This is a genomic window from Bradyrhizobium sp. 17, assembly GCF_023073515.1.
GTDB classification, from domain to species: Bacteria; Pseudomonadota; Alphaproteobacteria; order Rhizobiales; family Xanthobacteraceae; genus Bradyrhizobium; species Bradyrhizobium canariense_D.
Genome location: NZ_JADPJQ010000130.1, coordinates 652,568 through 676,801 on the forward strand (window position 1 = coordinate 652,568; position 24,234 = coordinate 676,801).

General features: G+C 62.4%; 41 protein-coding genes and 2 tRNA genes. 22 read left to right on the forward strand and 21 right to left on the reverse strand.

The features are described 5' to 3' along the window. Positions 1-69 precede the first annotated feature (69 nt). Genes epmA through IVB13_RS39425 form a run of 3 tightly spaced genes read left to right on the forward strand, consistent with a single transcriptional unit; the run spans position 70 to position 2,520 of the window. Positions 70-1,134 carry an EF-P lysine aminoacylase EpmA gene (gene epmA, locus IVB13_RS39415; protein ID WP_018454396.1) on the forward strand — a complete coding sequence of 355 codons (1,065 nt, stop codon included), beginning with the start codon at positions 70-72 and terminating at the stop codon, positions 1,132-1,134. After that, positions 1,131-2,225 (forward strand): lysine-2,3-aminomutase-like protein, encoded by a 1,095-nt coding sequence (locus IVB13_RS39420; protein WP_026232725.1) that lies wholly within the window; start codon positions 1,131-1,133, stop codon positions 2,223-2,225. Before epmA ends, IVB13_RS39420 begins: the two co-directional genes overlap by 4 nt. Positions 2,226-2,268: 43 nt before the next feature. Next, positions 2,269-2,520 carry a hypothetical protein gene (locus IVB13_RS39425; protein ID WP_018454394.1) on the forward strand — a complete coding sequence of 84 codons (252 nt, stop codon included), beginning with the start codon at positions 2,269-2,271 and terminating at the stop codon, positions 2,518-2,520. A gap of 54 nt (positions 2,521-2,574) precedes the next feature. Here IVB13_RS39425 and IVB13_RS39430 read toward each other — a convergent pair whose 3' ends face one another. From IVB13_RS39430 to IVB13_RS39460, 7 genes are all read right to left on the reverse strand, one after another. Further along, positions 2,575-3,660, reverse strand: coding sequence for a 3-deoxy-7-phosphoheptulonate synthase (locus tag IVB13_RS39430; protein ID WP_018454393.1), 1,086 nt, complete (start codon positions 3,658-3,660; stop codon positions 2,575-2,577). A 235-nt stretch (positions 3,661-3,895) separates the two neighbouring features. Next, positions 3,896-4,474, reverse strand: a complete 579-nt coding sequence (locus IVB13_RS39435) for an HdeD family acid-resistance protein (RefSeq protein WP_026232724.1) — start codon at positions 4,472-4,474, stop codon at positions 3,896-3,898. A 74-nt stretch (positions 4,475-4,548) separates the two neighbouring features. Further along, a complete protein-coding gene (locus tag IVB13_RS39440; RefSeq protein WP_018454391.1) occupies positions 4,549-5,589 on the reverse strand; it encodes a PrsW family glutamic-type intramembrane protease in 1,041 nt (346 codons plus the stop codon). A 570-nt stretch (positions 5,590-6,159) separates the two neighbouring features. Further along, on the reverse strand, positions 6,160-6,432 hold the full coding sequence (locus IVB13_RS39445; RefSeq protein ID WP_018454389.1) for a hypothetical protein: 273 nt from the start codon (positions 6,430-6,432) through the stop codon (positions 6,160-6,162). A gap of 104 nt (positions 6,433-6,536) precedes the next feature. After that, entirely contained in the window at positions 6,537-7,163 is a 627-nt protein-coding gene (locus IVB13_RS39450) for a pilus assembly protein PilZ (RefSeq protein ID WP_018454388.1), read from the reverse strand. Between the two features lie 165 nt (positions 7,164-7,328). Continuing rightward, the gene (locus tag IVB13_RS39455; RefSeq protein ID WP_018454387.1) at positions 7,329-7,976 is read right to left on the reverse strand and encodes a hypothetical protein; all 648 of its coding nucleotides are present in this window, start codon (positions 7,974-7,976) and stop codon (positions 7,329-7,331) included. Positions 7,977-8,075: 99 nt separating this feature from the next. Beyond that, positions 8,076-8,150 (reverse strand) — tRNA-Glu (locus IVB13_RS39460). A 224-nt stretch (positions 8,151-8,374) separates the two neighbouring features. On the opposite strand from IVB13_RS39460, the gene IVB13_RS39465 reads away from it, so the two are divergent. From IVB13_RS39465 to IVB13_RS39475, 3 genes are read left to right on the forward strand one after another with little or no spacing between them, the layout of a single operon-like run. Continuing rightward, positions 8,375-8,629, forward strand: a complete 255-nt coding sequence (locus IVB13_RS39465; RefSeq protein WP_007591415.1) for a PilZ domain-containing protein — start codon at positions 8,375-8,377, stop codon at positions 8,627-8,629. 58 nt (positions 8,630-8,687) lie between these two features. Further along, entirely contained in the window at positions 8,688-8,933 is a 246-nt protein-coding gene (locus tag IVB13_RS39470; RefSeq protein ID WP_018454386.1) for a hypothetical protein, read from the forward strand. Positions 8,934-8,939: 6 nt separating this feature from the next. Next, a complete protein-coding gene (locus IVB13_RS39475) occupies positions 8,940-9,107 on the forward strand; it encodes a hypothetical protein (RefSeq protein ID WP_018454385.1) in 168 nt (55 codons plus the stop codon). 109 nt (positions 9,108-9,216) lie between these two features. Here the strand turns inward: IVB13_RS39475 and IVB13_RS39480 are convergent, their stop codons facing one another. The 3 genes from IVB13_RS39480 to IVB13_RS39490 form a co-directional block, all read right to left on the reverse strand. Continuing rightward, positions 9,217-9,855 carry a glutathione S-transferase gene (locus IVB13_RS39480; RefSeq protein ID WP_247338025.1) on the reverse strand — a complete coding sequence of 213 codons (639 nt, stop codon included), beginning with the start codon at positions 9,853-9,855 and terminating at the stop codon, positions 9,217-9,219. Between the two features lie 293 nt (positions 9,856-10,148). After that, on the reverse strand, positions 10,149-10,601 hold the full coding sequence (locus IVB13_RS39485) for a VOC family protein (RefSeq protein ID WP_247338024.1): 453 nt from the start codon (positions 10,599-10,601) through the stop codon (positions 10,149-10,151). Positions 10,602-10,829: 228 nt separating this feature from the next. After that, a complete protein-coding gene (locus IVB13_RS39490; RefSeq protein ID WP_018454382.1) occupies positions 10,830-11,228 on the reverse strand; it encodes a VOC family protein in 399 nt (132 codons plus the stop codon). A 288-nt stretch (positions 11,229-11,516) separates the two neighbouring features. Between IVB13_RS39490 and IVB13_RS39495 the strand changes: the two genes are divergently transcribed. Beyond that, positions 11,517-11,717 carry a hypothetical protein gene (locus IVB13_RS39495; protein WP_018454381.1) on the forward strand — a complete coding sequence of 67 codons (201 nt, stop codon included), beginning with the start codon at positions 11,517-11,519 and terminating at the stop codon, positions 11,715-11,717. A 5-nt stretch (positions 11,718-11,722) separates the two neighbouring features. Then, a complete protein-coding gene (locus tag IVB13_RS39500; protein WP_018454380.1) occupies positions 11,723-11,992 on the forward strand; it encodes a hypothetical protein in 270 nt (89 codons plus the stop codon). A gap of 628 nt (positions 11,993-12,620) precedes the next feature. Here IVB13_RS39500 and IVB13_RS39505 read toward each other — a convergent pair. Continuing rightward, positions 12,621-12,836: a DUF3072 domain-containing protein gene (locus tag IVB13_RS39505; protein WP_026232720.1), complete on the reverse strand. Its 216-nt coding sequence runs from the start codon at positions 12,834-12,836 to the stop codon at positions 12,621-12,623. A 160-nt stretch (positions 12,837-12,996) separates the two neighbouring features. On the opposite strand from IVB13_RS39505, the gene IVB13_RS39510 reads away from it, so the two are divergent. Then, positions 12,997-13,212: a hypothetical protein gene (locus IVB13_RS39510; protein ID WP_018454377.1), complete on the forward strand. Its 216-nt coding sequence runs from the start codon at positions 12,997-12,999 to the stop codon at positions 13,210-13,212. A 168-nt stretch (positions 13,213-13,380) separates the two neighbouring features. Then, positions 13,381-13,761, forward strand: a complete 381-nt coding sequence (locus IVB13_RS39515; RefSeq protein ID WP_018454376.1) for a hypothetical protein — start codon at positions 13,381-13,383, stop codon at positions 13,759-13,761. Positions 13,762-13,783: 22 nt separating this feature from the next. On the opposite strand, the gene IVB13_RS39520 is transcribed toward IVB13_RS39515, so the two are convergent. The 5 genes from IVB13_RS39520 to IVB13_RS39540 form a co-directional block, all read right to left on the reverse strand. Next, the gene (locus IVB13_RS39520; protein WP_018454375.1) at positions 13,784-14,293 is read right to left on the reverse strand and encodes a hypothetical protein; all 510 of its coding nucleotides are present in this window, start codon (positions 14,291-14,293) and stop codon (positions 13,784-13,786) included. 220 nt (positions 14,294-14,513) lie between these two features. After that, a complete protein-coding gene (locus tag IVB13_RS39525) occupies positions 14,514-14,690 on the reverse strand; it encodes a hypothetical protein (protein WP_007610124.1) in 177 nt (58 codons plus the stop codon). 169 nt (positions 14,691-14,859) lie between these two features. Continuing rightward, a complete protein-coding gene (locus tag IVB13_RS39530; protein ID WP_247338023.1) occupies positions 14,860-15,132 on the reverse strand; it encodes a hypothetical protein in 273 nt (90 codons plus the stop codon). Between the two features lie 176 nt (positions 15,133-15,308). Beyond that, positions 15,309-15,611: a hypothetical protein gene (locus IVB13_RS39535; RefSeq protein ID WP_018454373.1), complete on the reverse strand. Its 303-nt coding sequence runs from the start codon at positions 15,609-15,611 to the stop codon at positions 15,309-15,311. Between the two features lie 245 nt (positions 15,612-15,856). Further along, on the reverse strand, positions 15,857-16,042 hold the full coding sequence (locus IVB13_RS39540; protein ID WP_007591378.1) for a hypothetical protein: 186 nt from the start codon (positions 16,040-16,042) through the stop codon (positions 15,857-15,859). Positions 16,043-16,450: 408 nt separating this feature from the next. On the opposite strand from IVB13_RS39540, the gene IVB13_RS39545 reads away from it, so the two are divergent. Next, a complete protein-coding gene (locus IVB13_RS39545; protein WP_007591377.1) occupies positions 16,451-16,747 on the forward strand; it encodes an HU family DNA-binding protein in 297 nt (98 codons plus the stop codon). A gap of 136 nt (positions 16,748-16,883) precedes the next feature. Beyond that, complete coding sequence (locus IVB13_RS39550) at positions 16,884-17,060, forward strand: DUF2934 domain-containing protein (RefSeq protein WP_018454372.1); 177 nt, start codon at positions 16,884-16,886, stop codon at positions 17,058-17,060. Between the two features lie 252 nt (positions 17,061-17,312). On the opposite strand, the gene IVB13_RS39555 is transcribed toward IVB13_RS39550, so the two are convergent. Then, positions 17,313-17,540: a hypothetical protein gene (locus IVB13_RS39555; RefSeq protein ID WP_018454371.1), complete on the reverse strand. Its 228-nt coding sequence runs from the start codon at positions 17,538-17,540 to the stop codon at positions 17,313-17,315. A 287-nt stretch (positions 17,541-17,827) separates the two neighbouring features. Here IVB13_RS39555 and IVB13_RS39560 point away from each other — a divergent pair, with 287 nt between their 5' ends. From IVB13_RS39560 to IVB13_RS39570, 4 genes are all read left to right on the forward strand, one after another. Beyond that, entirely contained in the window at positions 17,828-17,977 is a 150-nt protein-coding gene (locus tag IVB13_RS39560) for a hypothetical protein (RefSeq protein WP_018454370.1), read from the forward strand. A 250-nt stretch (positions 17,978-18,227) separates the two neighbouring features. Then, positions 18,228-18,356 (forward strand): hypothetical protein, encoded by a 129-nt coding sequence (locus tag IVB13_RS40285; RefSeq protein WP_018454369.1) that lies wholly within the window; start codon positions 18,228-18,230, stop codon positions 18,354-18,356. A 211-nt stretch (positions 18,357-18,567) separates the two neighbouring features. Next, a complete protein-coding gene (locus IVB13_RS39565; RefSeq protein ID WP_018454367.1) occupies positions 18,568-18,948 on the forward strand; it encodes a hypothetical protein in 381 nt (126 codons plus the stop codon). A gap of 195 nt (positions 18,949-19,143) precedes the next feature. Further along, positions 19,144-19,341, forward strand: coding sequence for a hypothetical protein (locus IVB13_RS39570; RefSeq protein ID WP_247405207.1), 198 nt, complete (start codon positions 19,144-19,146; stop codon positions 19,339-19,341). Here the strand turns inward: IVB13_RS39570 and IVB13_RS40290 are convergent. Beyond that, complete coding sequence (locus IVB13_RS40290) at positions 19,338-19,463, reverse strand: hypothetical protein (RefSeq protein WP_256464728.1); 126 nt, start codon at positions 19,461-19,463, stop codon at positions 19,338-19,340. The genes IVB13_RS39570 and IVB13_RS40290 overlap by 4 nt on opposite strands. Positions 19,464-19,541: 78 nt before the next feature. Beyond that, on the reverse strand, positions 19,542-19,772 hold the full coding sequence (locus IVB13_RS39575; RefSeq protein WP_026233438.1) for a hypothetical protein: 231 nt from the start codon (positions 19,770-19,772) through the stop codon (positions 19,542-19,544). 277 nt (positions 19,773-20,049) lie between these two features. Here IVB13_RS39575 and IVB13_RS39580 point away from each other — a divergent pair, with 277 nt between their 5' ends. Then, positions 20,050-20,343 (forward strand): hypothetical protein, encoded by a 294-nt coding sequence (locus IVB13_RS39580; protein WP_026233439.1) that lies wholly within the window; start codon positions 20,050-20,052, stop codon positions 20,341-20,343. Positions 20,344-20,410: 67 nt separating this feature from the next. Here the strand turns inward: IVB13_RS39580 and IVB13_RS39585 are convergent, their stop codons facing one another. Beyond that, positions 20,411-20,575, reverse strand: a complete 165-nt coding sequence (locus IVB13_RS39585; RefSeq protein WP_018457755.1) for a hypothetical protein — start codon at positions 20,573-20,575, stop codon at positions 20,411-20,413. 274 nt (positions 20,576-20,849) lie between these two features. On the opposite strand from IVB13_RS39585, the gene IVB13_RS39590 reads away from it, so the two are divergent. The 4 genes from IVB13_RS39590 (at position 20,850) to IVB13_RS39605 (ending at position 23,227) form a co-directional block, all read left to right on the forward strand. After that, on the forward strand, positions 20,850-21,611 hold the full coding sequence (locus tag IVB13_RS39590; RefSeq protein ID WP_018457756.1) for an NAD-dependent protein deacetylase: 762 nt from the start codon (positions 20,850-20,852) through the stop codon (positions 21,609-21,611). 198 nt (positions 21,612-21,809) lie between these two features. Then, positions 21,810-22,442: a cold-shock protein gene (locus tag IVB13_RS39595; RefSeq protein ID WP_018457757.1), complete on the forward strand. Its 633-nt coding sequence runs from the start codon at positions 21,810-21,812 to the stop codon at positions 22,440-22,442. A gap of 111 nt (positions 22,443-22,553) precedes the next feature. Beyond that, positions 22,554-23,039, forward strand: coding sequence for a DUF192 domain-containing protein (locus IVB13_RS39600; protein ID WP_018457758.1), 486 nt, complete (start codon positions 22,554-22,556; stop codon positions 23,037-23,039). 111 nt (positions 23,040-23,150) lie between these two features. Further along, a tRNA-Pro gene (locus IVB13_RS39605) sits at positions 23,151-23,227 on the forward strand. A gap of 336 nt (positions 23,228-23,563) precedes the next feature. Here IVB13_RS39605 and IVB13_RS39610 read toward each other — a convergent pair. Beyond that, positions 23,564-23,722 (reverse strand): hypothetical protein, encoded by a 159-nt coding sequence (locus IVB13_RS39610; protein ID WP_018457759.1) that lies wholly within the window; start codon positions 23,720-23,722, stop codon positions 23,564-23,566. 308 nt (positions 23,723-24,030) lie between these two features. Here IVB13_RS39610 and IVB13_RS39615 point away from each other — a divergent pair, with 308 nt between their 5' ends. Beyond that, complete coding sequence (locus IVB13_RS39615; protein ID WP_018457760.1) at positions 24,031-24,225, forward strand: hypothetical protein; 195 nt, start codon at positions 24,031-24,033, stop codon at positions 24,223-24,225. The last annotated feature ends 9 nt before the right edge of the window (positions 24,226-24,234 follow it).

The window sequence follows — 24,234 nt, forward strand, 5'->3', positions numbered from 1 at the left end:
TTCGGGCCGCAACATACTGGTTTTGCCGTTGGATGCCAGCATTTTGCTGGCTTGCGGGACAGCCGGTTAATGGCTGGGGACAAGCCGATGTCGCCGTTCTGGTCCCCCTCGCGGCATCTCGACCGCCGGCCCTTCTTGCAGGCCAGGGGAGCCATCACTGGGGCTCTACGGGGATTTTTCGTCGAGCAGGGCTTCGTCGAGGTCGAAACCTCCGTTCTCCAGGTCTCCCCGGGCAACGAGACCCACCTGCACGCCCCCCGGACCGAGATCATGCGGCCCGACGGCAGCCGTGTGAGCCGATATTTGCGGACCTCGCCGGAATTCGCCTGCAAGAAGCTGCTGGCGGCCGGGGAGACCCGGATTTTCGAGTTCGCCCGGGTGTTCCGGGACCGTGAGCGCGGCGACCTGCATTTGCCCGAATTCACCATGCTGGAATGGTACCGGGCAGGCGCGCCCTATGACGCCATCATGGCCGACTGCGTCGTCCTCATCGCCCGCGCGGCCCAGGCGACCGGTATCGGCGCCTTCACCTTCCGCGGCCGGACCGCAGATCCTTTCGCCGAGCCGGAGCTTGTGACGGTTGCCAGCGCCTTCGAGCAGTTTGCGGGAATCGACCTGCTTGCGACCATTTCCGGCGGCGAGGGCGACCGCGCCGCGCTCGCGCGGTCAGTTGCCGGCAAGGTCCGCGTGGCCGAGGATGACACCTGGTCCGACATCTTCAGCAAGGTTCTGGTCGAGCATGTCGAGCCGCATCTGGGGCAGGGCCGTTTGACCATTCTGTTCGAATACCCATCTCCAGAGGCGGCACTGGCGCGCGTGAAGGCGGGCGATCCCCGAGTCGCCGAGCGGTTCGAGGTCTATGCCTGCGGTGTCGAGCTCGCCAACGGTTTTGGCGAACTGACCGACGCCGAGGAGCAGCGCAAGCGCTTCACGCAATCCATGGCAGAGAAGCAACGCCGCTACTGCGAAGCCTATCCGCTGGACGAGGACTTTCTGGCCGCGGTCGCGGCGATGCCGGAGGCGAGCGGCGTCGCGCTCGGATTCGACCGCCTGGTAATGCTGGCGAGCGGCGCATCGCGAATTGATCAGGTGGTGTGGACGCCGCCTGCAAATGAAACGTTGAGCGAGACATGATGAAGAGCAATCTTGCGCGCACATTGCGCGAGCCGGCCGAACTTGTGGCCGAGCAGCTGGTGTCAGCCACAGCGCTGCCGGTGCTCGATCGCATTGCCGCACGCTATGCGGTTGCGATCACGCCGGCGCTGGTCGATCTGATCGACAGGTCCGATCCCGACGATCCCATTGCGCGCCAATTCGTTCCGACTGCCGCAGAGCTGGAGATGCAGCCGGGCGAGAATGCAGATCCGATCGGCGATCATTCGCACTCGCCGGTTCCCGGGATCGTGCATCGTTATCCCGACCGCGTGCTGTTCAAGCTCGTTCACGTCTGCGCGGTCTATTGCCGCTTCTGCTTCCGCCGCGAGATGGTCGGACCCGGCAAGGAGAACGCGCTCTCGGACGCCGCCTATCGCGCGGCGATCGACTACATCCGCGCGCACAGCGAGATCTGGGAGGTGATCCTGACCGGGGGGGATCCCCTGATGTTGTCGCCTCGGCGGATGGGCGAGATCATGGCCGATCTGGCCGGAATCGATCACGTCAAGATCATCCGCCTTCACACCCGCGTGCCGGCGGCCGATCCCGCGCGCATCAGCGACGAGATGGTGGCGGCGCTCAAGGCCGAAGGCGCCACCACCTGGGTGGCGCTGCATGCCAACCATGCGCGCGAACTGACGGGGCCCGCGCGTGCCGCCTGCGCGCGGCTGGTCGATGCCGGAATTCCCATGGTAAGCCAGTCCGTGCTTTTGCGCGGCGTCAATGACAACGCAATCGCTCTTTCGGATTTGATGCGAGCTTTCGTCGAATGCCGGATCAAGCCCTATTATCTGCATCACGGTGATCTCGCGCCCGGCACGGCGCATCTGCGAACGACACTCGCCGAGGGGCAGCATTTGATGCGGCAGCTGCGCGGACGGGTGTCAGGACTGTGTCAGCCCGACTATGTCATCGACATCCCCGGCGGTGCCGGCAAGTCGCCGGTGGGGCCGAATTACGTGTTGCCGATGCAAAATACCGCACCTGATGCGGGTGATGCGGCATCGGAAACGCGCTATCGTATCGTGGATTATTGCGGCGACGTTCACCTCTATCCGCCCGAGACCTGATTGGTCGTGATGGAGATGCTGGCCCGAGGAATGGAGAAGCAAAATGAGAAGCATCATCCTAGCACTGTCGCTTCTGACGGTGTTCGGCAGCGCCGGCTTCGCGCAAACGGGAAGCAAGGGATCGACGACCTCGGGACAATCGGCGGGTTCTTTGCCGCCTGCGCCCGTCGGTCATCGGCAGCCGCGCGCTGGCGACGTGCCAAGTGAGAAGAACCTGAGCGACCCGAACGATCCCCTCAGCAAGGAAAATCAGGCGCTCGACAAGAAGATCAAGAGCATCTGCCGCGGCTGCTAGGCGCCGGGAAAGCGGGCAGGGTGCGACAGCCTCACCCCGCCCGCAATCGTTTGGTCAGGCGGAGCGCTCGTGCAGCCCTGCGCGCTTGATGTTGCGCCGGATCTCGACCGCGTTAGCGAGCTGCTTGAGCACGGTTGCCGTGGTCGCCCAGTCGATGCAGCCGTCCGTGATGCTCTGGCCATAGGTGAGCGGCTTGCCCGGCACCACGTCCTGGCGTCCGGCGACGAGATTGCTCTCGACCATCACCCCCATGATGCGGTTCTCGCCGCCAGAAATTTGCCCGGCGATGTCGGCCGTCACGAGCGGCTGGTTTTCCGGCTTCTTGCTCGAATTAGCGTGGCTCACATCGACCATCACGAGCGGTGCGACGCTTGCTTTCGCCAGATCGTTGCAGGCCGCCGCGACGCTTGCCGCATCGTAGTTCGGCGTGCTGCCGCCGCGCAGGATGATGTGACAATCCTCGTTGCCCGCGGTTGAGGCGATCGCCGAGCGGCCGAGCTTGGTCACCGCCATGAAATGATGCGGATTCGAGGCCGACTTCACAGCGTCCGCCGCAATTTGCACATTGCCGTCGGTGCCGTTCTTGAACCCGACCGGGCAGGACAGCCCCGAGGCCAACTCGCGATGGATCTGGCTTTCGGTCGTGCGCGCGCCGATTGCGGCCCAGGACACGAGGTCCGCAATGTATTGCGGCGTCGTCATGTCGAGGAATTCGGTGCCGGCGGGCAGGCCGACATTATTTACCGCCGAGAGCACGTTGCGCGCCAGCCGCAGGCCCTTGTTGATGTCGAAGCTGCCGTCCAGATCAGGATCGTTGATCAGGCCCTTCCAGCCGACCGTGGTGCGCGGCTTCTCGAAATAGACCCGCATCACGATCTCGAGTTGGTCGGCAAGCTCTTCGCGCAAGCTCGCGAGGCGCTCGGCGTATTCGAGCGCGGCCCTGGGATCATGCACCGAGCAGGGGCCGACCACGACCAGAAGCCGGTCGTCCTGGCCATTGAGAATCGCATGGATGGCGTTGCGTGCGGCCATCACCACGCGCGTCGCGGTGAGCGTGCGCGGGACTTCCCGCATCACCTCTTCGGGCGTGCTCAGCTCTTTCAGTTCGCGGATACGAAGATCGTCGGTCGTGCTCAGCACGGCGGGCTCCTGTCATTTTGAGACCCTGCCGGCCAATAAAAAAGCCGCCAGGGTCTGGCGGCTTGTTCGGACGTTTGCTGCAATGTTTCAGATTGAGCGCGATCCTCCTGCCGCCAGCGAGCTGTCGTAGCTAAAGTACCAAATATAGCTGGTGACGAGGGTGATCATCGCCCGTCATATAGCGTGCGATCGGCGGCTTGTCACCCCCCAATAGACGTGACGGCCACGCGGCGCCTCAACTGTTGCTTTTGCGTGCCGCCAGCGCCATGCCGATCAGGGTGGCGCCGCCGAACAGCAGGTTGATGCCGACGAGGATACCGATCGCCCATTCCGCCGAGCTCGGCAGTCCCGTGATCACCATGAACGAGATCGCGATGTCGACGAGGCCCGAGATCAGGAGCCACGACCAGCGGCCGCCCGGCTCGCGGCGATGCTCCAGCGCGTACATGATGGTGGCGACGCCCTCGGCGAGGAAATAGGCGCCGAGCACGATGGTCAGCGTCAGCACGGCCTGGATCGGCCGCGCCAGCAGCAGCATGCCTGCAAGCACGGCCAGCGCGGCCGAGATCAGCGACCACCAGAAGCCCGGCGTGCTGCGCGCCCAATAGGTGGCGATCAATCCGCCGATGCCGCTGATCAGGAACATCCAGCCGAGGAAGATCGCAATCGCAAGGCTTGCGAGCGGCGGCAGGATCAGCGCGGCGACGCCAAGCACCGCAAGCAGGATGCCTTCGAACAGAAAGGCCTTCCAATGTGCCTTGACCGTCCCGCTCATGGCGGATTGCAGCCGGGAAAAATCCTCAGGCGATGTCATGGGCAGGCTCCGGATCGAGAGGTGTGTCCTCAATCTAGTCTAGTACGTGCACACCGCGCTTGCCATCCCGCGGCTCAGCCGCCGCCGTGCGCCGACGAAAAACCTTCGCCGCTGGTGCGGATGCGGTTGCGGCCGAGAACATAGATCGCGGTCGTGACGATCAGAAGTGCGAGGCCGAGCAGGATCGAGACCAGGCCGATCGGGATCAGGGCCAGCGTCAGATTGCGCTCGGGATTGATGAGCCAGTGATGGATCGAGGTCAGCACGAAGGCGAGCCCGAGAAAGCCGACGCCGCCACCGGCAAGCAGCAGCGCCCACATCCGGCGGAGCTGGCTGAGGCGCTCGCGCGCGACGTCGGTTCGGGGCGCGTGATGGCGCGCGACGCGCCGTACCAGGCGGATAGCGAAGGCGATCGAGCTGAAGCCGATCAGCAGGCTCGCGCCGCCCAACCACATCCGCAGCGCCGGATCGAGATCCGGCATGCGCTGAAGCGTGAGCAGGGGGAAGTCGAAGGCCGAATGCAGGGCGAGCGGACCTGCGAAGATCAGCAGCCGGCTGGAGAGACGAGCCCAGTCGCGATGATGGCGGTTGGCACCCAGCGCCGTGCCGGCGCGCGCGATGGTCAGATAGGCGCCGGCGATGATGCCGAGCGCGCCGTGGAACGGCACGGTCAGCACGCTGCGCAAGGCGGCCAGCGAGCGCCACATCTCGGCGTGCTGGACGAGATAGGCGAGGTTCTCGTAGGCGGCGAAGCCCAGGCCAACCGCGGCGCCATAGACCACGGTGTCCATCGGATTGGCGAAGGTCCGCCGCTTGGTCGAGGCGACCAGCACGATCGCGATCACCTTGACCGCTTCCTCCGGCAGCGCGACGCCGAAGATCGAATGCATGGCCAGTGCCGCCCACGGGTTGTCCGGGGCCGCAACCATCTTGGCGAAAGGGGCGCGGGCCAGGCCCAGCAGCGAAATGCTGGCCGCGCCGAGCAGGAAAGCGGTCCAGACCTGGGCCGGCGGTCCGGGGCGTTCCTCGGCGGCAATGACGAGCCACAGCATCAGCAGCGCCGGGGCAATGGCGGCCGTTCCGATGACGGTGGGTAACGCTTCAATCAGGTACATCGGCGCCGAAAATAGGTTCCCTTGATCCGCTTATCTACATTCCCTGATGCGACCTTGTGTCATGCGCTTGCTGTCGCGTCTCTTAACAAGCGTGACAGCCTGCGTTCATCAGGACAGTCGCCGAGGTGCAGAATAACGAGCGCAATCAATTGCATGACAGAACCACCTCGTCATCCCATGACAACGGTCGCGCGCCCGTCATCGGATCGCGATTGGTAAGTCAGATCAAGGCAATGTGCAGGTTTCTTCGATTGACGATGCACGTGTCGCCGCGGCAAGTCCAGAGCCGGGATTGCCCCGTCCGGGCTACGCACGGCCGGCCGAGCCGGTCTAGTCACGCTTGATCGCGCGGGATGGGGACGCGGTGCGGCGGCCCCGGAGTTGCTCCACCTCCCAGAAGGCGCGGATAAGGCACGTACCAAGGCAGAGCACGATGAGCAACAGCAGAAAGGCCTGATCGAAGGCGGGGATGTGAGTCATGGCAATGATAAAGCAACGGGCGTGCCACGCGTTCCCGCCACGCGCCCTGCCGCGGCGGCTGGCTGCCGATCGTAGCCCGCTTTGACTGTCTCAATGCGTGGTGAGCGGCGGCGGCGCGTCGGGCGCGACGTCGAAGGCGCCGAGATGGAACTCCTCGCCGGTGGACGCGTCCGGCTCGGAATGCTGCGCCATCAGCGTGAACGCGGCCTGCGGGTATTGCTTCCAGATATCGAGATCGTCGGCGGTGATGGTGAGCCAGCCGAACGTGTACATGTAGCGTCCGGGCTCGGTGACCCGGCCGACCCTGTCCCAGGTGATCTTGTCGACTCTGACCTTATCGACTGTAATTTTCTCGACTGCCATTCGGTCCCCCGATCGCAAGTCTGCAAATGACGTCCGGAACGAGGCGCGGACCTTCAAAAGCTTATCTCGAAATAGGGCTGCGATAGGGCAGCGCGGCCGGAGGATCAGGCCGATTGCAGCATGGCCGTGCGGACGATCAGCCGGACGACGTCGTCCCGCGACTGCTTTTCGGCGAATTTGACAGCAAAGCCGTTTTCGAATTTGCGGATCACGCGCCCGACGCAAGCGCCGACCGCAAGCGGGGTTCCCACTGGCGGATCGTATTCGCAGGATATCGCGACACCGGCCGTGGAGACGTCGATGATGAAGCAGGCATGGGTGCTGCCGTCGGCGAGCGTCAGGAAGGTGTGCGCGACCTGCGGAACGAAGCGCGCGTCATTCCGCAGCTCCTGGACGCTGGCGTCCTTTTGCTTCTTCTCGAGCCAGGTCAGCTTTTCCGACATCCAGGCGCGCCGGGCCCGCGTCATGTCGAGCTCCATCAGGAAGCCCGATTTCAGCGTCGCGCTGATGGTGCATTGGAATTCGCCAAAATCCTGGAAGTAGGAGGTCACGCGCTCGCCGACCTTTCCGACTACGGGAACGTCGACCATCATGCGGAACGGTGAAACGCGGCTGGTGCGGCAGGCGAAGGTACGGAGCTTGCCCTCGCAATCGTACCAACGCGGCAGCGAGTAGCTGCCACTCACGGTGACATGCACGGCACGCTGTCTGAGGAACTCTGCGACGGACATGGGCGCCAATCGTGTTTCGGAGGTTTTCCGTAATTCCACGATAGCAATCAAATTCTAAGCAAATGATACCGGCGCTCACGAGCAGGGGTAAATTTCCGGTAAATGCGCAGATCGGGGCGGGCGGCATAGCGCCGCGATTGTCAGGCCCGTGACCTCACGATCGCGTCATCCGAGCAGCACCAGCAGAGCCAGCACGCCAAGGGCCATAGCGAGCTTGATCGTCGCGCAGGCCAGGCCGCTCGGTCGCCTCTCAAATCCGAACCACGGCAATGCATGCTGCATCGCGCGCGTTGCGAATGCTTCGACGATGGCGAACAAAAGAGCGATTCCGGCGAGCAAGGACCACGATGTGTCTGGAAGCATCCATGTCGCGAGCCAGGCGGGGACGGACGCTTTCAGCGATGCCAGCAGCGCGAACCATCCGAACAGGGATACGAAGCCCTTGATGATGTCGGGCCCGATCGTACCAAGCTCGAGACGGATGCCGATCTTTGCAAGAGCGAGTTCGATGCGCTCGCCATCGGTGAAGAAGAGAAACGCGCCGAGGTAGAGAGGAACGCGCGACTGAAACAGCAGCGCGATGATGCCGAACAGGACGGCGTAGCCGCAGGCGTCAGCGAGAATGGTCGTGCCTGCCGTATGCGACGGCTCCGACGCAGTCGTTGCCCGAGGCCGCGATCTGGCGCGCGCCATGTGCTCCAGCATTCTGGCGCGCCGCTCCGGCACGTAGGCTGCCGTGCGGTGGATCCATGGCGGAGGCGTCGGCGAGGCAATCCCGGCCTGGTCGTCCGAGGGAGATTTGTGCTGCGCCATCGGCCTGCATCCAGTTCCATCTGGACCTTGGTCGGAGGCGAGGGGCGGGGAGGTTCATGCGGGGCGGCAGATTTCGCCCTGTCATCCAACGGCGGATGATGGCGCTCCCTAGCGGAATCGAACCGCTCTCTCCACCGTGAAAGGGTGGCGTCCTAACCGATAGACGAAGGGAGCAAACCCAGGGCCCCGCCGCTTTTCGCGGCACGGCCGCTGGCCGCCCGAGTCATGCCCGGCGGCTGCAGCGGGCGAACCTATAATGGCCTTTGGCGCCCTGGGCAAGCCGTTCGGGAACGGTCTTTTGGCACCGGTGGATAGCATCCCACCCAAGGATCGGTCGGCCGAATTCAACGGTTTCTTAGGTTCCCTGAGCTAGCGCTGGACTGGGAGAATTTAAGCCGATGCCACCGCCCAAGAAGCGCGCAGCCCGCAAGTCGCTGTCGCAGCATGCCTGGATCACGCTCGACGGCGGATTCGCAGCGCGGCAATGCCTGGTCCAGGACATCTCCGCCACGGGCGCCAAGATCACGCTGGACGAGGATGCGAGCCAGCTCCCGGGCGTGATCCGGATGGCGTTCGCGCGCGATGCGCGGACCGGGCGGAGCTGCCAGGTGGTGTGGCGCCGCGGCAAATCGGCCGGCATCAAGTTCATCTGATCCCCGGGCAAAGCGACCCCGATGGCGCGCGACGCCGGTCCGGGCTAGAACGGCCTGCATGCGTGCGCCGCTCCTCATCCTGATCTCGTTGCTGACGACGGCCGCGGCCGCGGCGGAAGCCTTGCGTCTGCCGCCTCCGGAGCGCCCACAGGCCGGCAAGGCCTTGCCGCTGAACGGTGCCGGCGGGAGCGCGAAAGCGGGCTCCTGCGCCGCCTATGGCCGCGGCTTCCATCTGGTCGAGAGCACCGGCACCTGCGTCAAGATCGGCGGCTCGATCAGCGTCGAGACCACGGTCAGGCGCTGAGCCCCCATGCCGCCGGACATCATGCGGCCCGAGATCATCGTCCCGTTCGTGATGTATTGCGCGCTGCTGTGGTGGGTCGGCCGCGGCCTGAGCTGGACTGCGCGGCTGGGCACCGCGGCGGTCACGCTCGTGCTGATTTTCTGCGTGCTGCTGTTCGAGCGCGGCTGGCCCTAAACAAAAAAACGCGAAAACAACCCCATGCACAGTAGCCGCCATCTCCCGGCGCCGCGCGGCAAAATGCCGATTCATCGTGCTCGTAACGGACTTTAAGCCGCGCCACCGCTCACGACATCGGCGGTGCCACAAATTGCGCAAAACCGGGCCGTTTGCCGAGTTCGGCGAGCCAGCGCGTCAGATGCGGCTGCGCGGGCCGGGTGATGCCCTCGACGCCGAGCCAGCGCCGCGCATAGGCGCCAACCGCGATGTCGGCGAGCGTGAACGCATCGCCGTCCATGAACGGACGCGTGGAGAGCAGGCGGTCCGCGATGGCCCAGACCTCGGCGGCGGCATCGGCATCCTTTTGCACCTGGATCATCTCGCGCTCGGCGGGCGGCGTGCGCACGATGCCCCAGAACACCGGGCGGTCGACCGGCTGCACCATCGACAGCGTCCAGTCGAGCCAGCGGTCGACGCTGGCGCGCAGCCTCGGCGCCTCGGGATAGATCGGCGTGCCGCGCCCATGCGCGAGGCAGAAATAGCGCATGATCGAATTGGATTCCCACAGCGTGAAGTCGCCCTCAACCAGCGTCGGGATCCGCGCATTGGGGTTCATCGCGAGATAGTCGGCCTCGCGGGTCTTGCCGAACGCCATGCCGGCGTCGATGCGCTCGTAAGCCAGGCCGAGCTCGGCGAGGCACCACAGCACCTTCTGCACGTTGACCGAATTGGCGCGGCCCCAGATCGTCAGCTTTTGGTCCGGCACGTCATCCTCCCCAGGCGTTTCTTTCGGCGCAGGTGATAGCGGAATCCACTGCGGCGGGCGACGCGCGATTGCGCCGATCCTCGCATGCAAAAAGCTCCGCCCGAGGCGGAGCTTTCATTGCAAGGCAAAGCCTGGTCAGGCGATCAGCGGCCGAAGAACAGCCACAGCAAGATGATCACCGGGATCGGCACGCCCAGCATCCACAACAAAATTCCGCGTCCCATCGCGTCCTCCTCCAATTGCATTGTCGAAGAGAGAACGCTTAGGAGAGGGGCTGGTTCCGGCAAAAAGGCCTACCAATGGCCGATGTTGGGCATCGACGACCACGGCTCCTGCGGCGGCTTCGGATCGCCCTTCTGCAACAGCTCGATCGAGTGCAAATCCGGCGAGCGGACGAAGGCCATGTTGCCGTCGCGCGGCGGACGGTTGATGGTGACGTCGGCCTTCATCAGCTTCTCGCAGGTCGCGTAGATGTCGTCGACTTCATAGGCGAGATGGCCGAAGAAGCGATCCTCGCCGTATTTTTCCTCGTCCCAATTCCAGGTGAGCTCGACCAGCGGCGCGCCGCGCGTCTGCGGCTGCTTCTTCAGCGCCTCGAGATCGTCCGACGAGCACAGGAACACCAGCGTGAAACGCCCCTTGTCGTTCTCGATCCGCCGAACCTCCTTCAGCCCCAGCGCATCCTGGTAAAACTTCAGCGCGACATCGAGATTGCGCACGCGCAGCATGGTGTGGAGGTATCGCATGGTTGTTGCTCCCTGGGTGGATGGAGGGTTTTTGGTTCGGCCGAGCCGAAGGGAGTAGGAGATAGCAGGAAAATCCGGGGAGGGGCAGGGGGCGGGTGCACATGTGCATGAGGGTGAAGCCGGCTGATGAAGTAAATCAGCCGGCGAAATTTCAATGCACTCTCACCGAAAATCCAGTGCCGCACACGCGCCATTGGCTGTGTGTGCGGGGCGGTCTGCTGCCGCGACCTATTGCGCCGCGAGGCGGTGTCCGGCCTGCTCGATCGGCGGCATGAAGAGCGATACCGCCGTGCCTTCGGGGTCGCGAAACTGGAACGTCCTGTTGCCCCATGGCATCGTTTTCAACTCGTGCACCAGCGTAACCTTGTCTTTCAGGCGCTGATAATCCGCATCGATGTCTTCAACCTGAAACTCGATCACGGCGGTGCGGTTCGCGCCGGGCTCGGCACTGTTTTCTTTCCAGAGCGTGACCGTCTCGGCTGCGCCGATTGCGAGGTTGGCGCCCGGCGTCACGATCTTGGCGAACACCGGCGCGAGCCATTCGGCGGAACATCCGGTCACCATTTCGTAGAACGAAACCATGATTTTGATGTCAGTAGCGATCAGGCGAGTGGAGGCGAACTTCATGGCATGTCCTTTGGTTGACCGCAGATTTGAGCGGCATCGCGGGGCTCGTCGCACACCGCTGCTGCCACCCTGATGTCAGCAGTCACGATGCCGCGCCGAGCGCGCCGTGAATGGCGATGGCATTGCTCAAGCGCTAGAAAACGAGCCCTTCACGAAGCCCCACAGCGCTAACCGGGTCCTCAGAACGTGACGCAAATCGCAGAACTGGGCCACCTCACTCACGGGGGACACGGGGTTGTTTAGCCGTTGGCAGATGAACTCCCCGCGGAACTGACGCGACTAACCGCTATGGCCAATATTCTAGGCGAGCTTCTGTTTGCACTTATCCGCTCGATTGTTGCCGGATGGGCGTATGCGCTCTGGGTCAAACTGGCGACATGGCTCGAGCCGAAAATTCAACGGCGTTGGGTGAAGATTGCCGTAGGAGGCCTCCTCGGCCTGGCAGCCTTTTTTATGATTCCGATCGTGATGGCGCTGTTGGGCCTTTGAAGACAATGAAATCCGTTCTCACCGTCGCACTGGCAATCGGGGCCCTCGTCTCGACGGTGCTGCTCGTCATGGAGCAGCTAACCGACTACTCCACCCCTGTGATGGCATGGGAGATGCCGGGTATATCCGCAGCTTACCTTTTCTGGGGAGCTGTCGGCAGTTCCGTTTTCTTGGGCGTCGCCATCACTTGGGCCGTGAACGCCATCGTTTACGGGGCGCCCGCTTTCGTTGTCCTTACAGTCATCAAGCTGGCAATCCGCGATCTGCCGAAGTGACAGAACTGAGCTCGGCGCGGAGCCGATGCTCAGCGCGCTCAAGAAAATGAGCGGCAGCAGGTCATGCAAGGCGCCTGACGCGCCTTGCATGATCGTCTGAAATTTCGCCTGCCGGCGAGCGGCCGGACGGCCGACATCATGAACCACGACGGAGTTCGAGGCGACGAATGCCCGTAAACGAAGGTCTCTCGTCGTGAAATGGTTTAGACGATACGCAGTTGGCTGCCTGATCGCGGTGCTCCTGTTCTCGGGCCGAGACAGTTACAAACGGCCCGGCGAAGACATGCGCTACGGGGCCATCCTTATGGTAGCCGCCGGTTGGCCTGTTGTTGCCGCGATTGTCGTGGGAAGCACCATCGGTGACATCGTACATGACGTGAAGCAAGGCAAAGCAGGATGAGTGCCCGGCTCGCAAAGCGACAGGCCGCGATCCCGGCATTGAAGTTGTGGAATCGACATTGCGGGATCGTGCGCTCAATCGACGCTGTCTGTGCCCGACGAAATGCAGCGCGCTCAACGTTTGTGAATGCAGCGTTGGCCGAACGCCTGCAACCTTCCCGCGACACTTCTGATCATCGGTGAGTCATGTTCTTCCGTCTCGCAGGGGCGGGGCGTACATGCCCGCTGTCTACTTCTCGAGCCCGGCCTTTTGCCGCATCGTGTCGATCAGCTCTGACGCCTCTGCCTTGGTCAGATCCTTCTTGGGGAGGGGCTTGTGCGCCTGCTCGGCGAGGGTCTTGAGGTAGGATTCCTGGGCGCCGGTCATCGGGTCGTCGCCGGAAACCCAATCCTTCGGATCCTTTTGTGTGTTGTCCCCGGTGTTGTCAGCTGTCTTGTCAGCCATCGCGATCTCTCCTTTTCCACCTAACGTCGGCGCGCGCTTGTCGTTCCTCATTTGTTCGTCAGTCGAAAACGTGCGGAAATTGAACGTCTCGAGATCTGCCATGAAGAACCGACCTACTGGCCAGCGCGGAACAAGCGCTCCCGCCAAGCGTAGGTTCTGCATGAGCGAGAACCTGTCCCATCTCATCGAACATTCCGTGCAGATCGCCTGGGATTATCTGGAGCGCACCGGACAAGTCAGCGACGCGCCGTTCACCAGCCGCTTTCTCTCGGCCGCCGTCGAAGAGATGGTCCGCAAGGGCGAGCACAGACGCCTCATGCTGGCCAACCGGGCCATCACGGCGTTCGAGCGGCTTTCCAATAGGCAAGCTGCATAGATCGGTCCCCGGCCTTCGGTCGTCACTGCGCGGCGGTCCTGCAGTTCTCCGAGTGCAATTTGTTGAACCCCGGCGAAGCCCGGCGCGACCAACCGCCATGCTGCAAAGCCTGCTCGGCATCGGAATTGGCTTCGCGGCCTATGTGCTGAGACACCAAAGAGGAAAGTCGTGAAGGCGATCACACTGCTCGCGGTGGCGGCCATGCTGCTGGTGGAAATCTTCGGGTCGAAGGCGAGCGTCGGCGGCTCGATGAGCTTCATGCTGGTCTTTGTGCTCGTGATGCTGGCTGTCGCGATCTACGAGGCTTGGTCGAACGAGCGCGGCGCGATCGGATGGATCGTCAACCTGTTCGCTTCGGCGGTTGGCGGGCTGGTTGCGGTTGCCCTGATCGGGATGGCCGTGGAGGCGATGCTGCCATACCTTCACCTCGAAGGTTCGCTCGCGTCCTCGCAACATCCCCTGAAATACGTCCTAGTCGCAGCCATTGCGATCTGCATGGTGCTGGGATCATGGCTGCCGCTGTTGGCCGTCAACCGGTTTCGTCACTGAAGGGCACCCGGCGTCGCGCTCCCTAGCGCTTTGCTTCCTGCTTGCCACGCCTGATTTCCTCAGCCTCGTCCACCAGCTTCAAGGCGGCGCCGTCGTAGCTCAGCTTGAGCCCACGGCCGACAGTCCATATCCATCCGTCCCGGGAGTCCCTGGTTGGCTGGGCGTTGAACTGGTCGGAGATCGATTTGACGGCAGCGTCTTGGGGACCCGGATTGTTCAACTCCGCAATGACGCGCCAGATGCGATGTTTGGGATCAGGATTCCCAGGGTCAACGTCGTCGGCAAAGATCGTGACCTTGGCGCCGTCGACTGCGCACTCCAGGACGTAGGAATCGCGAATCTGACGGCAGCGGTAGCGACGTTGCGTGACGAGCTTGTTGGTTTCGTCGAATGTCATCCCTGGCGAAAAGCCGAGGATGTCGGACTTCTTCACGAGTGCCATAGACGCAGGCTTTAGAAAGCCGGGCTGTACCGCCACGAGAACGGCGGCAACAACAACGATCAAGCCGGCGACAACAATGGCAATCTTCATCAGCCCCTCACAAGAAACGTTCGACCATACAACAGCCGGAGCGTTCTACCAGCCATCGCCCTGCATGCTTCGAGCCTCCGGCTATTTTTGTAGGACTGCACCTTCGGAGGATCACAGCTTCGGAAGATCGCATGGGCACGTATCGGCTGGTCATGAACGTGAAAAACCGCCCCTGACATGACCAGGGGCGGCTTTCACCAAACGGGGTTTCGAACGCGATCTAGTGACCGGTGCCCGGCTTCGTCGTCTTCGGCGGCTTGCCGTCTTCGATCCGGCCTTCGTTGCGCAAGTCGCGACCTTCCTGGGCCTTCTTCTGGCTCTCGGGGGACTTGCCGTGTTCGTTCATCTCTTCTTTGATGAATCCGGCGCCTTCCTTCACTTTACCTTCAACGCTCATGACGATCTCCTTGCTGGAGATGGGGCAACTCGCGGCAAGACCTGACCGTTCCGGTGCGCGCACGATTGTGAGGAGTGCATTCGACAGGTTCCAAAGACCCTTCTCATGAAATGGCCGCGCCGCTTGTGGAAGCGACGCGGCCGGGAAGCGAGCCGTACAGGAAACCGGCTTACTTCTTGTTGCTGCGGGTCTTGGTACCGCCCTGGTCGCTGCCCGGGCCGGAGCCGCCCTGGCCGGAGGCGTCGGGCCTCACCATTTCGCCCTTGCTCATGCCGTCATGGCTCACGCCGGTCGTGCCGCTGCTCATCGTGCCCTTGTCCGTGTTGGTCATGCCGGGCTTCTGCATGTTGTCGGACTGCGCGGCGGGGCCGGTCTGGGTCTGGGCCAAGGCAGAGCCGCACATGAGGCCGAGGGCGGCGGTCGCAATGACGAGCTTCTTCATCTCAAACTCCTGGTTGGTTGTGTGGGCCAACGGGAGCGCAGAAACCGTGTTCCTAAAAACAAGGCGTTCTGGAGTGCAAAAATTCTCGTCTGCAACGAGGCGTTGTCGGTTCTGCTTGAATCAGAACTGCTCCAGATTGTTGTGACGCGTTTTCGTCCCGCGAATTTGAAAACGCTCTAAGCCGCAAGCCGCTGATCGGCCGGGCCCGTCAGGTGCTTGAGCACTTCCGCGTGCTCCAGGTCGGGAACCGCAATGGCTGTGTGGCTGTAGCTCGTATTGGTTCGTGAGTTTGCAATCCTGTCCAGGATCTCGCCGCCCTTGATGACGTGGAGACCCATGCCCTCTCCCGACGGGAAGATCGCGAGCACCACGTCATAGGCTGTGATGACGGCGCGAAGCGCTTCGGCCTTGTCTTCGGCAATGTCGACGAACACGCGAACATCGGCCGCGAGTTCACGCAGCTCGTTAAAATCCAGCACTGTGGGGTACTCCAACGCAACGATACTAAGAGGAGCTTGGAGGCGTTAGGTTACCGAAGTCTCAACGGCGCATGCCCAGCCAAAGGTTTATCGACCAGGCGCTCCCGTCCAGCCGATAGGACGCGCGGGCGTTGCCGCTTGCTCGGCAAGGCGCCGGCACGGAAAGAACCTATGGAGCGGGAGGGACGGAGCGCGCCTCATACCCATACGGGCGTCACGCGATACGCGCGTGACTCATGTGCGGTTTACTTGGCGTATCCCTGGGAGCGGAGCCACGCGATCTTGCGGTCGCCATTGATCCAGTCGTCGGCGTCTGCCTTGCTGGTGAAGCCCTTGATTTCGCGCTGTTCGCTGTCCGGGTAATCCGCCAGGATTTTCCAGTCGTTGTCTGCAATGCGGACGGTTTTGAAGGTCACTTTTGTTTTTGCCATGCCGCATTATGCAGGAGATGGCCGAAAAAGAGAACCTGCCTTGTGACGGTCACCGGGGTGGCCGGGCGCAGACCTCGGGGGCCAGCCTGATCGGCAGTGCGGGGCCGGGTCCAGGCAAAGACGAAAGCCCCGCCTGGGGGAAGCGGGGCTCTCTGATGGGGGGTGAAGCTTGGGGACTTCAAAGAGTTAGACGCCTCGGGGAGAAAATGGTTCAACGCGAAAACGGCGGAAGCTGCGGCATCTTTGCCGGGGCGTCCGGCCCTCCGCAGAACCCCTGCTTGCGTTTTGGGCGTCGATGGGTTCTAAGCCCCGTCACTTCATGAAAGTTGGCATGAAACAGAAGCGCGTTGCGCGGTCGGACCGCGTCCTGAGCAAAGCCTGCTCGCGCGCACAGAAGGAAATTCAGACATGGCGAAGATGACGAAGACTCAGTTGATCGATGCAATTGCCGAGGGCACGCAGCTGTCGAAGAACGACGTGAAGTCGGTCATCGAGTACATGGCGACGGTCGGCTACAAGGAGCTCAACGAGTCCGGCGAGTTCGTCATTCCCGGCTTCGTGAAGATGTCGGTGGTGAACAAGCCGGCGACCGAAGCCCGCATGGGCGTCAATCCCTTCACCAAGGAGCCGATGCAGTTCGCCGCGAAGCCGGCGAGCAAGTCGGTGAAGGCCTCGCCGCTGAAGGTGGCCAAAGACTCCGTCTAAGGGCTCGCGTTTTCGTTGCGGAGGCTTCTTTTCGCGGAGCGCTGCAATGATTGCTTGCTTGTGCTGAACCAATGAGGAACTCTCTTAAGGAACTCTAGGGCGTCGTCAGGCTTTGCTTCCGAAAGGGAGAAATCACATGACTGGTCTCAGCGAAGAAGAGATTCGAAATCGGGCCTATCACCTCTGGAAGGAGGCTGGCGAGCCCGCAGGCACGATGGACACCTTCTGGTATGAGGCCGAAAAGGAGCTTCTCGCCGAGCGGACCAAGCAAGGCGAAGTCCCACCCGGCATGACCGACAATTTGTCGGTCTGACTTTGCTGGTCTAACAGGCGGACAGGGGCGAGCGTCGACAGTTCTCAAAGCAGCCACCCGGCATAACACCCGGGTGGCTGCTTTGCTGTTCGGGCCCTCGTTCGAATCGAGTCGCCTCCGTGCGGCCGCCTCAAAGAAAAGCCCCGGTCTTGGGGACCGGGGCTCTTCAAGCTGGTCGGCCGCGTTGCGACATGCCGCCAGCACCACCGAATTCGACCTGACAACGCGGGCCGGGAAAACTCGTTCCGGCCGCTAGTCCGGCGATACGGACACGTCGATGATCGCCGGCGTATCGACCTGGCGCTCGCGCCAGACGATGAGATCGCATTTGGGATTGAGCCACTGATATTCGGAGCCGCGCGCCTTCAGGTGCGCGAGCGCTGCATCATGTGCGGCGGTCTGATCCGGCGCTTCGACCATGATCTCCACGGTCTCTTCGATCTGACGCACCACTTCGACGGCGTAGTATTTTCTGGTCACGATCCCTCGCTCCGGAATGACTAACGGGGAGGGCGGTGGCGCGTTCCCCAAAAGAAAAACCCCGCGCTTTCGCACGGGGCCTTCTTGGCTGGCGGGGAAGGGATTTCAGCGCCTAGCCGCCGCGCCGTGGCTCGAACTTAAGGTTGAAAACCTAAAAAGCAACCGTCGGCGCGCGGAAGGCTCAAGGCGATGTGCCCGGCGAATTTCACGGGAGGGGCTGGACTTGTTGTTCCCATTTTGTTCTAGTGAGGCATCTCTTTTGGCAGCGACATTCTTTGGAGGTGCCCATGACTGTCGAGAAACAACGCGAAGTGATCAGGCTCTGGAATCAGCTCAGGAAGCTTGATGGTCCGGCCGCGGAAGAACTCCGCATCCAGATCCTCGAATGCTTTTCGGAGAAGGCTCTATCGAAGGATACGGCGAAGCGAGCGGCGTGATGAGCATCGCACTATCTCGATGACAACAGGCAATCGCGCGCGCCTTCACCGATCGTTAGGGATCGTTTTGCGCTGGTTTTTCGACTCTGATTCGTTCCTTACGAACGAAATGGAGTCGGATGCAGAACAAGTCGTGGCTTCTGTGTCGATGCGGGACACGCCTTTCGTGACCAAGCCGGCGTGATGCTTCGCACAGTCCCGTTCGCCTGTCCTCGCTACGAGTGAGGCGAGGGAGACGCGACATGGATGCGTGCTGTTGCTCGAGATGTTCGCCGAGATCGCAAAAGTGTTTTGGTACGACCGGCACCCGCGCTTGCGCAACGACAGGCCCTCGGTGCCGCAGGTGCCACCGCGGTCGAAGTCCGAAGACGCCATGTGAGCGCGCGATCGTTGGCGACGGCGCTCGTTTGCATGCGAACAATATATTAAGACTTGCTTCCTGCCGGTTTCTGCGATTCCGATTCGTTCTCCGAGAACGAAAGGCAGGCGAAGCTGGAACAAAGCCGGACGACGGATCACCACAAGCTTCGCTTCACCGTCTCGACGCTCTCCGTCGCCGGCGCTATCGTTGCTCCAGCGGCGGACGCAACATGAAGAACGGGCTTTATTCCATCCACATCCACATGCTCGACGGCGTGAAGGGCCGCGACAGCGGCGTGCTGATCCTGCGTGACGGCGTTCTGCTCGGCGGCGGGCCGTATTTCTGGTCGCGCGGCGCCTACACGATCCGGAACGGCAATTCGGACAACGGCCCTTCGGAGCACGGGACCTGGAAGGGCGAGCTTGTCACCAACCAGCATACGCCGTTTGCGGATGGCTTCGCCCGGCCGCTGTTCGGCGGAGTGGAGGCAACGAGCGGCTTCTCCGGGACGTTCAGCGACGACACGGCCGAGGTGTTCGGCACCGTGCTGGTCGCAGGCCATCGCAGCCTCGGTTTTCGCGCGAGCCTGAAGCGGCTCGCCGAGTTCTGAAGACGCTTGTTCTGAAGAGGCTTGGCGAACTCCTAACGGAAGCTTGCCGCGAAGCCGATAACCCTATTCGGTTAGGTTAAAAGCGCAATCGCGTTGCACTTGCCGCCACTTGCGATAGGTGTCTGGCGAAGACGCGATCCGACTTTGGCCAACAAGCGACTTTGGCCAACAAGCAATTTTGCCAAGAACGAATTCATGACACCTTTTTCAGAACCGTCCTTTTATCAGGGCGACCCCCACACCTACCGGCGCATCGCCATCGTCGGCACGCTCTTTTGTCTGGCTTTCGTGGTGATCAGCGTCTCGCTGCGGCCACAGCTCGAGGACACGCGTGTCGCGGTCAAAGCCGACAGGCTGATGCGTACGGCGGGCCAGCTACCGCACACGAATTAACGGTCGTCGGTGGAGGTCTGATGGTCGGCGCAATTGCTTGGGCACGCGGTGCCGTGTGAGGCGAGCGCCACGAAGCCGGCATAGCCGGACAGGTTGAGCAGGATTTCGAGCCAAACGGGCATGTCGGCCTCCTTTCTCCTTGAAGGCTACGCCAACGTGCGCGCGAAGCGCATGTTCCCGGACAAAGGCGGACCGGCGCCTCAAAGTGGGGTGGTGGGGTCGAGCCGCCGGCCGAGGGCGCCTACGGACTCGCTCGACGGCTGTTCCTTAAGGAACTCGGCAATCGCCCGCGCCAGTTCGCCGTCGCTCATCGGGGTCGGCGGCGGGCGCAGCGTACCGACACCGAAACTGCGGACGATCTCGTCGTAATGCTGATCTCCGGATCTGGGAACGAGCCTGCGGATACGGGCCAGCAACGTGGATATCGGCACTTTATCCTCCTCGGCTCCCCGCTGGCAGCAATTGTGGCGCATTGCCAATGCTGTGCGTGGAACTGAAAACCCCGCCAGCATCGGTGATGCTGACGGGGTCTTCGTGCTGTTGCCTCAACCGGAAGGCGGAGGCTTCCGCACTTGAGCAAACAATTCGCGGAACGCGTGCCCGTTCCATGCTGGCCGGATTTATTCCGAACTCGGTTCCACAGGCTTGCGCGCAACCATAGCAACGCGCCGGCGTTGTCTGCGCGAGATACGAAGGAGGAGATTCATGATGAGGAAGACACTGGCAGTTCTGGCTACCGTCGCGGCCGTTGGCGTGACCGCGGTCGCGGCGCCTTCGCCTGCCGAGGCGCGCGGCCGCGGCATCGGTCCGGGCCTCGCGTTCGGTCTTGCCGCCGGCGCCATCACCGCGGGCGCCGTCGCCGCGTCGCATCCTTACGGCTATGGCTACGGCCCGCGGTATGGCTACTATGGCGGCCCCGCTTATGCCTACGGCCCTGGTCCCTACGCTTATTACGGTGATGGACCATACTACCGCCGCCACCATTATTACCGTCACTGGTAACGGCTGAACAAACGAAAAGCCCGGAGCAATGCTCCGGGCTTTTTTCATGCTCGGTGATCCGGTGTCGTTACGGCCAGAGCGAGGGCCGTTCCGCCTTGCGCGCGTTGTCGAGCGTCGACACGAAATACTCTTCACGTTCGCGCTTGAATTTTTCCTGGGTGGCACGGAAGGCGGCGACACGGGCGGCGATCTCTTCGCGTTCGCGGATTTTGCGTTGTTCGTCCTCGGTCATGTTAAATCCCCTCTGCACGTGAGTATGTGTCCTACTGAACCCAAGCACTGCCGCCGCAATCACGTTGAGTCGCGTCAACACATGCATTGGCGCTTCTGATTGGGGCGTCAATGGGGAGGAGGCATTGCAGGATTGTGATAAGCGAGGGTCGGAAAAAATTGCCGACCATGTCTTGCGTGGCGGTGGAGAACAGCGTCAATAATCTTGTCGCTTGCGCATGTTGCAGCTAGCGCAAAAACAAATCAGTAAAACAAAAGCAAAACGGGAGGCGGCGTTGATTGCATCGGATCTTCGCAGCGGCGTCGAGCGTCTTGGCGACATGATCGCCGAAGCCAAACGGATCGTGCCGTTCACCGGCGCCGGCATCTCGACCGAATGCGGCATCCCCGACTTTCGCTCGCCGGGCGGAATTTGGACGCGCAACCGCCCGATCCCGTTCGACGAGTTCGTCGCCAGCCAGGAGGCGCGCGACGAATCTTGGCGCCGGCGCTTCGCCATGAAGGAGGTCTTTGCGGCGGCCAAGCCCGGCCGCGGCCATCGCGCGCTCGCCTCACTCTACCGCGCCGGCAAGGTTCCCGCGATCATCACCCAGAACATCGACAATCTGCATCAGGCCTCCGGCGTCGCAAGCGATCACGTGATCGAACTTCACGGCAACACCACGTATGCGCGCTGCATTGGATGCGGGCAGGCCTATCCGCTTGATTGGGTGAAGCGCCGCTTCGACGAGGAGGGCGCCGCGCCCAACTGTACCGTGTGCGACGAGCCGGTGAAGACCGCCACGATCTCCTTCGGCCAGACAATGCCCGAGGACGAGATGCAGCGCGCGACGGCGCTGTCGCAAGCCTGCGATCTCTTCATCGCGATCGGTTCCTCGCTGGTGGTATGGCCGGCCGCGGGCTTTCCGATGATGGCGAAGGAATCAGGTGCACGCCTGGTGATCGTCAATCGCGAGCCAACCGAGCAGGACGACATCGCCGACCTTGTGATCCGCCACGACATCGGCGAAACGCTGGGGCCCTTTGTCGGTAATTGAGGCAGCAATTTGATTCGCGGCTGTGCAAGCTGTTCATAGGTTCCGCCGAATCTCTTTTTTGTCTATGCGTCGCAACCGGGAGTGTTATCTTTTGAGTCGAAAGATTCGCGTCGCGTCGAGTTGAGAAGATTCTCTAAAGACGCGTGATTCGGCGCCGCCATTCAGGCGGGTTGCATGGCATGTGTGGGGTCCGGGGTTATGGGGTCGTCGGACGGATTTGAGTCCAAGAAGGTCGGAGTTCCCGCGGTGGGCGAACACGGCGGTGGCGGTCGCGACAGTGCACTCAGTCCGTTCACCGGACTTGGTGAGAGCAGCGCCAACCTCGTCGAGGTTCACGGCGTCATCAAATGGTTCGACGCCTCAAAAGGCTACGGCTTCATCGTTCCCGACAATGGCTGGCCCGACGTGCTCCTGCACGTCACCGTGCTTAGGCGCGACGGCTTCCAGACCGCCTACGAGGGCGCCCGCATCGTCGTCGAGTGCATCCAGCGCGCCAAGGGCTACCAGGCGTTCCGCGTGGTCTCGATGGACGAGTCGACTGCGATCCATCCGGCGCAGATGCTGCCGCCGCGCACCCATGTCACGGTGACGGCGACCAGCGGGCTGGAGCGGGCTCAGGTCAAATGGTTCAACCGGCTGCGCGGTTTCGGTTTCCTGACCTGCGGCGAGGGCACCCCCGACATCTTCGTGCACATGGAGACGCTGCGCCGCTTCGGCATGACCGAGTTGCGGCCCGGCCAGTATGTCCTGGTCCGGTTCGGGCCCGGCTCCAAGGGCATGATGGCGGCCGAGATCCATCCCGAGACGGGATCGCCGGTTTCGTCCCACTAATTCCATTCCCGCGATCGTGAGCAGAGGCGCGCTGGCTGGCCGGCGCGCCTCTGGCTTTTCCGGTGACCGCCACGTAAGGACTGGTCCAGTCCCACGCCTCGAGAGCCATCCATGAATTTCGATCGAAAGGCCGTCTTCGCCCTTGCGAAGGGCTGGCTTGCCGCCATCCTTGTCATCGCCGGCTGTGCCGTCGCGAGCGCACCCGTGCGCGCCGCCAGCTTCCAGCCCCTCGAGATCGTCACCAGGAACGGCGTGCAGGTGTTCTCGGTCGAGGTCGCGACGACGGAGGAAGAGAAGCAGACTGGCCTGATGTACCGTAAGGAACTGGCGGACGGCAAAGGCATGCTGTTCGACTTTAATCCCGAGCAGGAGGTGTCGATGTGGATGAAGAACACCTACGTCTCGCTCGACATGATCTTCATTCGCGCCGACGGCCGAATTCTGCGCATCGCCGAAAATACCGAGCCGATGTCGACAAAGATCATCTCATCCAGGGGGCCCGCGCGGGCTGTTCTGGAGGTGGTGGCAGGCACGGCGCAGAAATATGGCATCCGCGCCGGCGACCGCGTGGGCCACCCGCTGTTCGGCAGCAAGTAGGCGGGAGGGCTTATTGCCCCGTCCTGGCGGTCTTTTGGGAAGCTTGCTCGCGCCTTTGGAAGGCTTGCTGGCGCTTTGGGAAGCGTGTATCGACGGGGCTCGCCGGACATTCGGGGTATAGCGCAGCCTGGTAGCGCGGCAGTTTTGGGTACTGCAGGTCGTTGGTTCGAATCCAGCTGCCCCGACCAGTCCGAGGTGGGCCAGACCCGCGCCTCAGAACAATAGCCAATCGGCGAGGCGCCAGGCGAGCGCAGCTCCAGCCGTGCATGGCGCGCGTTCGATGCCGATGCCCGCAGCCGCCAAAGCCTTCCTAACCCTCGGCGCTCATTCCCTGCGCAACGCGACTTTCCGCGCGACATTTCAAGGCATTGGGGCGGGTCGGGCGGCGCGGAATGCGTAAAACTTTGTCGAACCTTTAGGCGTCGTCCTAGACATATTGGTGTTGGGGATTTCAGCGCCCAATGCCTAGCGGACGCCGCCAAGCGATGATATTCCGCTTGCGCGGCGTTACGCTTTTCCAACCATCAGTTCGTCGCGTACCAGCCGAACGGAAACGGCAGGAATGGCCAGGCCAGCTGATTGTCGTTGGCGACCTTCCGCGGCTCCTGCTCCGGCGTCTTCGCGGGCAGAGCAGGCGGCGTCGAATGCAGCGCCAAGCGCAGACATGCACATTGCAAATTCATCGTGGTGGCCCCCGCCCATCAATCGTTTTCAAAAATTCGCGTCAGGCTGGAAATCAACGCGCGTCCTCAAAACGACGCGCTCATTCTCAAATCGCACACAGTCTAGGAAAATCGGCGGCCGCTTTCAACCGGTCTCGCCACGCGCTCACAGGAGGTAAGGTTGATCGGTTAGGTTAAGAGCGAGCGGTTGTTGCGGGCGCCTTCGCGACTGTTATCAGATCGGTTCGGCTTGCGACGGTCTGCCTGAAATTCGTGCTCACACGACATCACAGTTCGTCGCAGCGCTCGTATCCTGTGAGTTCTGTATCATGTCTCTCGATCGCAACGTCCGAACCGTCGGTCCGCAGGCGAGCTGGACCGAGATCTGGCACCTCTGGACCGTGTTCGTGCCGCGACGCTCGATCAACGGGCAGCTCGTTTACGGCAAGGTCTGGCGCCGCCACGACGGCCGTGACTGGATCTACAAGAAGTTTACCGAGTACGACAGCGAAGCGGCGGCCTGAAGCGGCGGC

Coding starts and splice junctions, on each gene's coding strand:
- epmA (WP_018454396.1), top strand. CDS start 70: ATGGCTGGGGACAAGCCGATGTCGCCGTTCTGGTCCCCCTCGCGGCAT.
- IVB13_RS39420 (WP_026232725.1), top strand. CDS start 1,131: ATGATGAAGAGCAATCTTGCGCGCACATTGCGCGAGCCGGCCGAACTT.
- IVB13_RS39425 (WP_018454394.1), top strand. CDS start 2,269: ATGAGAAGCATCATCCTAGCACTGTCGCTTCTGACGGTGTTCGGCAGC.
- IVB13_RS39435 (WP_026232724.1), bottom strand. CDS start 4,474: ATGACATCGCCTGAGGATTTTTCCCGGCTGCAATCCGCCATGAGCGGG.
- IVB13_RS39440 (WP_018454391.1), bottom strand. CDS start 5,589: ATGTACCTGATTGAAGCGTTACCCACCGTCATCGGAACGGCCGCCATT.
- IVB13_RS39445 (WP_018454389.1), bottom strand. CDS start 6,432: ATGGCAGTCGAGAAAATTACAGTCGATAAGGTCAGAGTCGACAAGATC.
- IVB13_RS39450 (WP_018454388.1), bottom strand. CDS start 7,163: ATGTCCGTCGCAGAGTTCCTCAGACAGCGTGCCGTGCATGTCACCGTG.
- IVB13_RS39455 (WP_018454387.1), bottom strand. CDS start 7,976: ATGGCGCAGCACAAATCTCCCTCGGACGACCAGGCCGGGATTGCCTCG.
- IVB13_RS39465 (WP_007591415.1), top strand. CDS start 8,375: ATGCCACCGCCCAAGAAGCGCGCAGCCCGCAAGTCGCTGTCGCAGCAT.
- IVB13_RS39470 (WP_018454386.1), top strand. CDS start 8,688: ATGCGTGCGCCGCTCCTCATCCTGATCTCGTTGCTGACGACGGCCGCG.
- IVB13_RS39475 (WP_018454385.1), top strand. CDS start 8,940: ATGCCGCCGGACATCATGCGGCCCGAGATCATCGTCCCGTTCGTGATG.
- IVB13_RS39485 (WP_247338024.1), bottom strand. CDS start 10,601: ATGCGATACCTCCACACCATGCTGCGCGTGCGCAATCTCGATGTCGCG.
- IVB13_RS39490 (WP_018454382.1), bottom strand. CDS start 11,228: ATGAAGTTCGCCTCCACTCGCCTGATCGCTACTGACATCAAAATCATG.
- IVB13_RS39495 (WP_018454381.1), top strand. CDS start 11,517: ATGGCCAATATTCTAGGCGAGCTTCTGTTTGCACTTATCCGCTCGATT.
- IVB13_RS39500 (WP_018454380.1), top strand. CDS start 11,723: ATGAAATCCGTTCTCACCGTCGCACTGGCAATCGGGGCCCTCGTCTCG.
- IVB13_RS39505 (WP_026232720.1), bottom strand. CDS start 12,836: ATGGCTGACAAGACAGCTGACAACACCGGGGACAACACACAAAAGGAT.
- IVB13_RS39510 (WP_018454377.1), top strand. CDS start 12,997: ATGAGCGAGAACCTGTCCCATCTCATCGAACATTCCGTGCAGATCGCC.
- IVB13_RS39520 (WP_018454375.1), bottom strand. CDS start 14,293: ATGAAGATTGCCATTGTTGTCGCCGGCTTGATCGTTGTTGTTGCCGCC.
- IVB13_RS39525 (WP_007610124.1), bottom strand. CDS start 14,690: ATGAGCGTTGAAGGTAAAGTGAAGGAAGGCGCCGGATTCATCAAAGAA.
- IVB13_RS39530 (WP_247338023.1), bottom strand. CDS start 15,132: ATGAAGAAGCTCGTCATTGCGACCGCCGCCCTCGGCCTCATGTGCGGC.
- IVB13_RS39540 (WP_007591378.1), bottom strand. CDS start 16,042: ATGGCAAAAACAAAAGTGACCTTCAAAACCGTCCGCATTGCAGACAAC.
- IVB13_RS39545 (WP_007591377.1), top strand. CDS start 16,451: ATGGCGAAGATGACGAAGACTCAGTTGATCGATGCAATTGCCGAGGGC.
- IVB13_RS39550 (WP_018454372.1), top strand. CDS start 16,884: ATGACTGGTCTCAGCGAAGAAGAGATTCGAAATCGGGCCTATCACCTC.
- IVB13_RS39560 (WP_018454370.1), top strand. CDS start 17,828: ATGACTGTCGAGAAACAACGCGAAGTGATCAGGCTCTGGAATCAGCTC.
- IVB13_RS39565 (WP_018454367.1), top strand. CDS start 18,568: ATGAAGAACGGGCTTTATTCCATCCACATCCACATGCTCGACGGCGTG.
- IVB13_RS39570 (WP_247405207.1), top strand. CDS start 19,144: ATGACACCTTTTTCAGAACCGTCCTTTTATCAGGGCGACCCCCACACC.
- IVB13_RS40290 (WP_256464728.1), bottom strand. CDS start 19,463: ATGCCCGTTTGGCTCGAAATCCTGCTCAACCTGTCCGGCTATGCCGGC.
- IVB13_RS39580 (WP_026233439.1), top strand. CDS start 20,050: ATGAGGAAGACACTGGCAGTTCTGGCTACCGTCGCGGCCGTTGGCGTG.
- IVB13_RS39585 (WP_018457755.1), bottom strand. CDS start 20,575: ATGACCGAGGACGAACAACGCAAAATCCGCGAACGCGAAGAGATCGCC.
- IVB13_RS39595 (WP_018457757.1), top strand. CDS start 21,810: ATGGGGTCGTCGGACGGATTTGAGTCCAAGAAGGTCGGAGTTCCCGCG.
- IVB13_RS39600 (WP_018457758.1), top strand. CDS start 22,554: ATGAATTTCGATCGAAAGGCCGTCTTCGCCCTTGCGAAGGGCTGGCTT.
- IVB13_RS39610 (WP_018457759.1), bottom strand. CDS start 23,722: ATGAATTTGCAATGTGCATGTCTGCGCTTGGCGCTGCATTCGACGCCG.
- IVB13_RS39615 (WP_018457760.1), top strand. CDS start 24,031: ATGTCTCTCGATCGCAACGTCCGAACCGTCGGTCCGCAGGCGAGCTGG.